We start from the raw sequence: 8,649 nt of genomic DNA, 5'->3' as shown, positions 1-8,649 counted from the left end.
GTGCGGTCAAAAAGCTGACCAAGGATCGCAACGTGCTGCTGACATTCTACGACTTCCCTGCCGAGCACTGGAAGCACATCCGCACGACAAACCCCATCGAAAGCGTCTTCGCTACCGTGCGCAACCGAACCCGCAAGACCAAGGGCTGCCTAAGCCGCAAAACGGCCCTGTCCATGGTCTTCAAGCTAATGATGTCAGCCAAGAAAAAATGGCGAAAGCTCAGCGGCACAAACCGACTGCCCGAAGTCATTCAGGGGGTTGAGTTCAAAGACGGGATCAAGCAACTTCAAAACGCCGCCTGATGACAGCCGTCACCAACTTTTGGGCATAACTCGGCTAACTTTGCGGCAGTGGCTGCATGCGTACGGCGCTTTAGTTCTATGGTTTCAGTTGTTTTCCTCTACGCTTCCGCCAACGCCGTGACACTCGCACCATACTTAAGTGGCCCCCATTACGACCGGACACCTTGGCCTGGCCAAGGAGATGGGGTGGTTGCCGTCCTCCCCCAAAACGGCATCTTGATTTGCCAAAGTTTTGGTGTTCTCAGCCAAGTAATTAATAGCAAGGCGATATGAAGGATACGATGACCGGGATTGACTTGGCCAAGGGTGGTTTCCAAGTTCACGGAGCATTGATGGCGGGCCATGTGAAGTTCCGCAAGAAACTGTCGCGTGGGCAATCTGGTTCATCTCTGAGCAGCCGCCAGCACTTGTGATCATGGCGCAACTTCGACGTCGTGGCATTCGCCGCACTCATCAAATGGGTCGACCGCCTCAACAACAATCACCTGCTGAAACCCATCGGAAACGTCCAGACAGCAGAGGCCGAGGCAAACTTCTCAACCGCTCTGGAAAGATCAGATATGGCGGCGTAATTAAAAAGAAGTAAGCCTCCCGCAAAACCGCGCGGTTCAAGTCAACCTTTTTGGGGTACGGAAATTGCTCTGTCATCTGATACCCTCCAGACAAGTCAAACCTGCTACAAGCGCAGCCTGAGCGTGTAAAAGACTATGGCGGTAAAGGTTGGTAGTCGAGATGCTGGGATAGATCATGCCTCCACCCCAAATGAGGTGTCGTCGCGCTCCATTGACCTAGCCTCGCCAAGGTAACGCACCTGATCGGTTAGTACGTAGATGCCATAGCGGATGTTTTCGTCAAAATCGTGGTCTTGGTAGAGTTGTGTTTCTATGTTGATCCCGTTTTCTCTCCAAAGACGGAAGACGATATCTGACAACCGCACAGGGCTGGCGCAGTAAACCGGAGAGCGCATAAGTGCTTGCAACATCTGCCGCTTGCGATTGTTCAGCGTGATGTTTTCGCTCACACCATTTGCCTTGGTGATGCGGAATTGCGCGTTGCTTCGGCGCAGGGGGAGATCAAAACGAGACATGATCCATTGCGTGTTTTCCGGTGGTTCAGTGTCTACTATTATTTGACTACGCTCGTACCTTCTTGCTTGAATAAGCGAGCTGGATGCTCTGAACTTCATATTTCTATTGATTTCGCAGTAACGTGGAAGTTGTTTTGTCATTGACATTTTTCCTTTTTTATCAATGACCATTGACTTATCATCTGCAGGTTTAAACGAAATTAAAGGAACTCGGCGAAGCGAGACGAACTACAATTTTTTGTGTTTTTGCCTGTGACGTGATCATCCGAGCGAGCGTTAGAACCCTACTTTTCTCGAGGGGATCAGTACGACCTTAGGCGCGGGAAACCTTCGTCCGGGTGGTATGCCTCAAAGTAGTGTCAGCGATTTGTTCAGGTGTTTCGGTGGCCTCTTCACACAATGTCCTAAAGCTTGACCTAAACCCGTGGGGCCGTGAATCCCAAACCACGTCGCTTCATAAGAGCGATCATGATTGCGTCTGAGATCACACCCTTGCGGACATTGGCGAACGGGGAGCCATCTCGCGCGAATGGCTTTGCCTCCTTGATACTCGAATTGGCCTCATAGGAGAGCAGGACGCGGAATTCTGCCTCGTCTCTTTCCGGGATTTAATATTTTTCTAGGATTTAATATTTCTGGCTTGAGAGGCCCAAACACTGCTGTTGATTTCTTCCAGGCGCCAAAGCCGGACCGGCTTTAACCGCAAAGTGCTTACGATCAAGGGGCGTAACGCCAGATACGTAACCGTCCAGTCTGAAAGGCTTTCATAAAAGACAGGTGCCTCCTGCCATCGCATGGCCGGGATATTTTATGCCTCGCAGCGTGCCGTTCTCCGGACACAGGCTGTTATTGATCAGGTTTCATCGGCCGTTTTGAGTGCTCAAAAGACTCACCGCCGCTCTCTGGTCATTCGCGCGACCTTTGCGGCGGACGATCAATGCGAAGGTGATTCACGCGACCGCGTCGTGACCGATCCGGAGTGTTTCAGCAGGATTGTTCGCAATTCGTTGACAGTATGATTTTCTGACGTCAGTTCGTGGTTTTTCGCGGTGCAGAGGTTTACTTTGATCGAAATCGAGGTAGCCGCCCCCATCCCCCTCCCCGCCGCGGGCTGGCTGCTGCTGACCGCCTTCGGTGGGCTGGGCATCGCCGCGCGTTGTCGTCGCAAGGCGGCCTGAACAGGGCTTTTCACGGGGCTGAGGCCCTGATCTCATGATAAGGGCCGTGGCTGTGAAGCTGCGGCCCTTTTGCCGTTTTGTAGGCTTTGCTGTTGCGCGGAAGACTCAAGACGCTCGGAAATGCCGCCCTCAGAGGGTTTCGTAACGGTTTTCTGACAGAATTATGCCGCAATTGTGCTTAGCTTTGGTCTCAAAGTAGGATTACCTTTACATGAGCGAGTTAGGTGCATATCTTCAATCATAGGTTGTGAGCATAAGAGAAGCATGACATGATCATCGGGCTTATCCTGATCGGAACAGTGCTTGGAAGTACCGAAGGTGCCAGTGCTCTGCTGCTTGGCTACTCGATCTGGATTGGACTTTTGATCTATGCCGCCATAGGCGCGGCGAGTGTTTTTGCGCTGGCCGTATGTGTCGCCCTGCGCCCAGATCCTCGGGAAAGTGCCGAACCGGCCAAACCCTATGCCCTTACCGACCCGCAAGGCAGCTGATCCGGGCCTTGGGCGGATTATTTCATTTTTGGCAGCAGTTTATTCAGCACTAATCCAGCCTCGTTCCTGAGCGGCCGCTTCGAGAATGCCAAGACCGAAAGCGATGTTCTCTCCTTCCTTTTCGCCGTGAACGGCAAATCGGCCGCATCAAGTTTTGGCTCGCATGTCATCTACACGCTGAACAATCCCACGTTCACCACCGATACCTTCGCCAACCTGAGCCTGATCCAGCCACCCGGCAAAGTGCCAGTAGCACCGATCAGCTTTTCAATCACGCAAGCCGCCGCTCCAATCCCCTGCCCGCCGGCCTTATGTTGCTGCTCACCGGGCTCGGGGCGCTTGGCCTCGCCCGCTGCCGCGCCGCAGCTTGACCGGCATTTCGCCACCATCCGCCCGAGGCCTTCGTGGTGAAGGCCAACCAGCACCTGCCGAGAGGTCATTCGCAGGGTCTGAGTGCAAGCAGGGCGCGCAGAATCACTGCCTCTTCATCGGTCGGTATCACAGCGTTGACGACACGGCTCTCGGGGGCCGAGATCACTATGTCCTGCGCCTGATTGGCCGCCGCGTCCGGCACAAGCCCGAGCCAGCCCAGCCCGTCCATCACCCGCGCCCGGATCTCGGGCGCATGCTCACCGATCCCGGCGGTGAAGATCAGCGCATCAAGCCCGCTGAGCGTGGCGGTGAGCGCACCGATCTGGCGCAGGATCATATGCACGAAGAGCGCCACGGCCTCCGCCGCCTCGGGCGCGGGGCTGGCCAGCAGGTCGCGCATGTCGGGGCTGATGCCAGACACCCCCAGCAGACCGCTCTCACGGCCCAAGAGCCGCTCCAGCCCCTCCGCGTCCATGCCGCGTTCCCGCATCAGGTGCAGCAGAACGCCCGGGTCGATCTGACCACAACGCGTGCCCATCATCAGCCCGTCCAGCGCGGTGAAACCCATCGTGGTATCGACACTCTTCCCGCCCTGTAACGCGCACAGGCTCGCCCCGCTGCCCAGATGCGCCACGATCACCCGGCCCTGCGCCAGCCGCTCACCCAGCACATCGGGCAGGCGCCCGGCGATATAGGCATAGGACAACCCGTGAAAGCCGTAGCGCAGGATGCCCTCGTCGCTCAGCGCGCGCGGCAGCGCATAAAGCTGCGCCACGCGCGCGTGGCTCTGGTGAAAGGCGGTGTCGAAACAGGCGATCTGCCTCGTACCGGGCCAGTGCCGGGCCACCGCCTCGATCCCGGCGAGATTGAAGGGCTGATGCCCCGGGGCCAGCGGGCAGAGCCTGCGCAGCTTTGCCATCACCGCATCGGTGATCTGCGTCGGCGCCGCGAACTCGCGCCCGCCATGCACCACGCGATGCCCGGCGGCGACCACTTCCATCGGCCCCAAAGCGTCGCTCAGCACCGTCAGCAGCCAGTCGATCAGCGCCTCTGTCCCAGCATCCTCCGCAAAATCTGGATGCATCTCCTGCACCTCTCCTGCGCGATGCAGGATGAGACGCGGCGCGCGGCCGACGCCGTCGATCAGGCCATGCGCGATCCGGGCCTGCCCATCCTCGCCATGCAGGGCGAACTTGATCGTCGACGACCCAGTATTGAGGATCAGCAGGGCGCGCCGCATCAGCTGGCCTCGACCGGCTCCGCCGCGGCCGCCAGCAACCGCGCCAGTGCCGCCGAGGCGAGCCGTGCCGCCGCGCTGTCCGAGCGGCTGGTCAGCATGATCGGCACCCGCGCGCCAAGCGCCACGCCCGCCGCCTCGGCCCCCGCCAGATGGATCAACTGCTTGGCGATCATGTTGCCGCTTTCGAGGTTTGGCGCGACGAGGATATCAGCGCGCCCCGCCACCTCCGATTCGATTCCCTTGGCCGCCACCGCCTCGGGCGAGATGGCGTTGTCAAAGGCCAATGGCCCATCGACCAGCCCGCCGGTGATCTGGCCCCGGTCATGCATCTTGCAGATCGACGCCGCCAGCAGGGTCGAGGGCAGTTTCGCCGTCACTGTCTCGACCGCCGACAATAGCGCAGCGCGCGGCATCTCGATGCCGAGCGCGATGGCCAGATCAAGTGCGTTCTGCACGATATCGGCGAGCGCGGGCAGATCGGGGGCAATATTGATCGCCGCATCGGTGATGAACAGCATGCGCTCGTGATCCGGCACGTCGAGGGCAAAGACATGGCTGAGACGGCGCTCTGTCCGCAACCCCTGGGCATGGTCCAGGACCGCCTCCAGCAACTCGTCGGTATGCAGCTTGCCCTTCATCAACGCCTTGGCGCGGCCCTCATGCACCAGCGCCACGGCGGCACGGGCGGCGGCATGGCTGTGCGGCGCGTCGATGATCGTTTCGGCATCCAGCGTGACACCCGCCTCCGCAGCAGTGGCGAGGATCTTCGCACTCGGTCCAACCCAGAGCGGCGCGATCAGCCCCGCCGCCTCGGCCTGCAACGCGCCGGTCAGGCTCAGCGCATCGCAGGGATGCACCACCGCCGTGGGCAAAGGCGGCAGGGCGCGTGCCCGATCCACCAGCGCCCGGAACCGCGCACCGGGATTGTGCAGGCGCACCATCGGCAGGGCGGTGACCGCGCGGCTGACCTTTTGGCGGGGCGCAAGCACCTCGGCCTGCCCCTCGATCACCACCTGCCCATGCTGATTGCGGCACTGGCAATCGAGCGTCACATGCCCACTCCCAGGGTCGATCTGCGCCACGCTCACCCGCACGGTGATGCTGTCCCCGATGGCGACGGGCCGCCGGAAATGCAGCGATTGATCGGTATAGATCGTGCCCGGCCCCGGCAGGCGCGTGCCCAGCACCGCCGAGATCAGCGCACCGCCCCACATGCCATGCGCGATGACATGGTGAAACGGAGTGCCATCGGCATAGGCGGCATCGAGATGCGCGGGGTTCACATCGCCCGACATCACCGCGAAAAGCTCAATATCCTCCTGCGCCAAGACGCGCACCATCTCGGCGCTCTCACCGATGCGCAACTCGTCCAGCGTGCGGTTCTCGATCATCTCGGGCGTGGTGTCACATCCGGACATGGCGTCCTCCGTCGATATGGGTGATGGTGCCGGTGACACCCGATGCGCCCTCCGAGGCGAGAAAAGCCGCGACCGCGCCAACCTCGTCTATCGTGACCAGCCGCCGTTCGGGGGCACGGCTGCGGGCGTCTTCCATCAGCTCATCGAACTCCTCGATCCCCGAGGCGGCGCGGGTCGCAATCGGCCCGGGCGAGAGCACGTTGGCCCGGATCGCCTGCGGCCCCAGTTCCGCCGCGACATTGCAGGTCACGGCCTCCAGCGCGGCCTTGACCGGCCCCATGATGTTGTAATGATCGACCACTTTCTCGGCCCCGTAGTAACTGACGGTGAGCAGGCTACCACCGCCCCGCATCAAAGGCTCGGCCTTTCGCACCAGACGCAGGAAAGAGTGGCACGAAATGTCCATCGCCTGCCCGAAGCCTGCCGCCGAGCAATCCACCACCCGCCCGTGCAAATCATCCTTCGGGCAGAAGGCCACGGAATGCAGCAGGAAATCAAGCCGCCCCCAAAGCGCGGTGATCTGATCGAACACCGCATCAAGCTGCGCGGGCTGTGTGAGATCGAGCGGCATGAGCGCCTCGGCCCCGACCGCCTTTGCCACCGGCTCCACATGCGGCAGCGCGCGGTCGTTCATATAGGTCAGCGCCAGCCGCGCGCCCTCGCGCGCGAAGGCCGTGGCACAGCCCGCCGCGATGGAGTGATCATTGGCGACCCCGACCACGAGACCGACCTTGTCCTTGAGCATCATGGCCTGTCCTTACCTCTGAAACACATAGCTGCCGGGCGCATCGCAAATCGCCTCATACCCAGCCTTGGGCCGTCCCATCGGCGGCGGCGCGACAGGGTCGCCAGACCGCGCCCGAAGCCATTCGGCCCAGCCGTCCCACCATGACCCCTCTTGCGGGTCCACGGCGGCAACCCATGCCTCGGGGTCCTGATAACGCTCGCTATGCGGGTGGATGGCGATGCGGTAATGGCGGTGGCGGTGCCCCGGCTCCGAGATGATCCCGGCATTATGTCCGCCGCTGGTCAGGGCAAAGGTGACATCGGCATCGGTCAGATGATGGATCTTGTAGACCGATTTCCACGGCGCCACATGATCGGTCTCGGTACCCACGGCAAAGATCGGCAGGTCGAGATCGGTCAGCGACAGGGCCTTTCCGTCGATCCGGTACTTGCCATGCGACAGCCGGTTTTCCAGAAACAGCCCGCGCAGGTATTCCGAATGCATCCGGTAGGGCATGCGCGTGGAGTCGGCATTCCATGTCATCATGTCATTCGGCTCGGTCTGCTCGCCCATCAGCTTTTCATGGATCATCCGCGACCACACCAGATCGTTGGAGCGCAGCATGGTAAAGGCCCCTGCCATCTGATCCCCGGTCAGATAGCCCTGATGCCACATGAGATCCTCCAGCAGGGCCACCTGTGCCTCCGACACGAAAAGTGCCAGTTCTCCGGCCTCCGAGAAATCGACCTGCGCCGCCAGCAATGTCATTGAGGCCAGCCGGGTGTCGCCTGCACGCGCCATCGCCGCCGCCTGTATCGACAGCAGCGTGCCACCAAGGCAATAGCCCGCAGCGTGTATACGCTCCGCCCCGGTGATCGCGCCAATGGCTTCAAGCGCCATGCGCGGCCCCTGATCCAGATAATCCTGCATCCCCAGATCGCGATCCTCGGCCCCGGGATTGCGCCATGAGATCACGAAAACCGTATGCCCCTGCGCCACCAGCCAGCGCACCAGCGAATTATGCGCCGAGAGATCGAGAATGTAGTATTTCATGATCCATGCTGGCACGATCAGGATCGGCTCGGGATGCACCGTGTCGGTGGTCGGGCTGTATTGGATCAGTTCCGCCAGATGGCTGCGCGCCACCACCTTTCCGGGCGTCGCCGCAATCTCTTTGCCCAGCCTCAGATCGGACGGCGTCTCCTTGGGAGCCGCGACATCGGCAACCGTGTTCATCAGCCCCTGCATGACGCTGCCCCCCTGCGTGTCGCGCGCACGGGCCAGCACCTCGGGGTTGAGATGGAGAAAATTGCTCGGTGCAAGCGTATCGAGCGCCTGCCGCACGGCAAAACTCAGCGCCGCCTCGTTGGCGGGGGTCATGCCGCGCACATCGGTGGTCGCGGTCTGCCACCACTCCTCGGTCAGCAGGAACCCGTCGCGCAGCGTCGAAAACGGCGGGTTGTTCCAGTGATCGGAGGCGAACCGGCGATCCTGAGGCATTGAGTCCGCCGTCTCGGCTTTGAGCGCGCGCTTTGCCAGGATCGCGGGGGCTTGCATGGCCTTTTCCGCCAGCTTGGCCTGCTTTCCCGGTGCGGTGCCCAGATGCACCGACCAATCCGCCATCGCCTGCCACAGCGCCGACGGTGCCATGCCACCGGTCATCTGCGCGATCATCATGCGCGACATGCGGTCGGCGAAATCATGGTAATCGGTATGGTCATCCGGAGATGGTTGCCCTGCGGTCATGGTGGCCCTCACATTTCTTTCGGCGCCCTTGCCTCGCAGCTTTATGTAACAGGGACAATGCAGTCGCAGAAAAACGGGCCGGAACGGC

10 protein-coding genes and 1 pseudogene are annotated in these 8,649 nt (G+C 60.9%); 5 read left to right on the top strand and 6 right to left on the bottom strand.

The genetic code is table 11. The annotated features are described in order from the left end of the window. Both BMX04_RS16120 and BMX04_RS19500 read left to right on the top strand, forming a co-directional pair. A partial coding sequence (locus tag BMX04_RS16120; protein ID WP_175477393.1) for a transposase occupies positions 1-302 on the top strand: 302 nt, incomplete at its 5' end. Positions 303-571: 269 nt separating this feature from the next. Further along, positions 572-679 (top strand): annotated as a pseudogene (locus tag BMX04_RS19500) (IS110 family transposase); the annotation flags it as partial. Positions 680-1,047: 368 nt separating this feature from the next. Here the strand turns inward: BMX04_RS19500 and BMX04_RS16115 are convergent. Then, complete coding sequence (locus tag BMX04_RS16115) at positions 1,048-1,530, bottom strand: hypothetical protein (protein ID WP_074787913.1); 483 nt, start codon at positions 1,528-1,530, stop codon at positions 1,048-1,050. 653 nt (positions 1,531-2,183) lie between these two features. On the opposite strand from BMX04_RS16115, the gene BMX04_RS19145 reads away from it, so the two are divergent. From BMX04_RS19145 to BMX04_RS16105, 3 genes are all read left to right on the top strand, one after another. Then, on the top strand, positions 2,184-2,408 hold the full coding sequence (locus tag BMX04_RS19145; RefSeq protein ID WP_139194586.1) for a hypothetical protein: 225 nt from the start codon (positions 2,184-2,186) through the stop codon (positions 2,406-2,408). Positions 2,409-2,438: 30 nt separating this feature from the next. Then, entirely contained in the window at positions 2,439-2,567 is a 129-nt protein-coding gene (locus BMX04_RS19865; protein ID WP_083398214.1) for a VPLPA-CTERM sorting domain-containing protein, read from the top strand. Positions 2,568-2,836: 269 nt separating this feature from the next. Further along, entirely contained in the window at positions 2,837-3,058 is a 222-nt protein-coding gene (locus BMX04_RS16105; protein WP_074787912.1) for a hypothetical protein, read from the top strand. Positions 3,059-3,228: 170 nt separating this feature from the next. On the opposite strand, the gene BMX04_RS16100 is transcribed toward BMX04_RS16105, so the two are convergent. The 5 genes from BMX04_RS16100 to BMX04_RS16080 are packed head-to-tail and all read right to left on the bottom strand — an operon-like array spanning position 3,229 to position 8,561. Continuing rightward, positions 3,229-3,498 (bottom strand): hypothetical protein, encoded by a 270-nt coding sequence (locus BMX04_RS16100; RefSeq protein WP_139194585.1) that lies wholly within the window; start codon positions 3,496-3,498, stop codon positions 3,229-3,231. Then, a complete protein-coding gene (locus BMX04_RS16095) occupies positions 3,495-4,670 on the bottom strand; it encodes an acetate/propionate family kinase (protein ID WP_074787910.1) in 1,176 nt (391 codons plus the stop codon). Before BMX04_RS16095 ends, BMX04_RS16100 begins: the two co-directional genes overlap by 4 nt. Continuing rightward, on the bottom strand, positions 4,670-6,088 hold the full coding sequence (locus tag BMX04_RS16090; RefSeq protein ID WP_074787909.1) for a bifunctional enoyl-CoA hydratase/phosphate acetyltransferase: 1,419 nt from the start codon (positions 6,086-6,088) through the stop codon (positions 4,670-4,672). Before BMX04_RS16090 ends, BMX04_RS16095 begins: the two co-directional genes overlap by 1 nt. After that, on the bottom strand, positions 6,075-6,833 hold the full coding sequence (gene fabI / locus BMX04_RS16085) for an enoyl-ACP reductase FabI (protein WP_074787918.1): 759 nt from the start codon (positions 6,831-6,833) through the stop codon (positions 6,075-6,077). The genes BMX04_RS16090 and fabI overlap by 14 nt, the downstream gene beginning before the upstream one ends. Before the next feature lie 12 nt (positions 6,834-6,845). After that, positions 6,846-8,561, bottom strand: a complete 1,716-nt coding sequence (locus BMX04_RS16080; protein ID WP_074787908.1) for a PHA/PHB synthase family protein — start codon at positions 8,559-8,561, stop codon at positions 6,846-6,848. Positions 8,562-8,649 lie beyond the last annotated feature (88 nt).

The sequence above is a fragment of the Roseovarius tolerans genome (genome assembly GCF_900109855.1).
Taxonomy (GTDB): domain Bacteria; phylum Pseudomonadota; class Alphaproteobacteria; order Rhodobacterales; family Rhodobacteraceae; genus Roseovarius; species Roseovarius tolerans.
This window is presented reverse-complemented; position numbering and strand designations above follow the sequence as displayed.